General features: G+C 36.3%; 1 protein-coding gene. It reads right to left on the reverse strand.

What is annotated here, in order from left to right:
* Positions 1-53: 53 nt before the first annotated feature.
* The coding region (locus tag AC6UD2_RS06865) for a hypothetical protein (protein WP_500698445.1) at positions 54-245 on the reverse strand (192 nt) is incomplete at its 5' end.

Here is a 245-nt window from a genome sequence, read left to right on the forward strand (position 1 = left end):
GTTCATAGCAGCCACCAGCACCGTATACTAATTTTTTACTCATTTTCTTATCCTTATTTAATTTGTTGCGTACCCATGTTCCAAACAATAGATTGTCCAGGATCTGGGTTAGCCATCATACGTAACATACCTACTGGTTCATCATATATTATTGGATATTGAGTAGCTGCGATTTGTTCAAAAAAGTTTGCTCCCAACGCATATTCTTGTGAATAGGGCACATTAAAATCCGTATTAGTTATACG

This window comes from Fructilactobacillus sp. X2R5C2 (genome assembly GCF_059901375.1).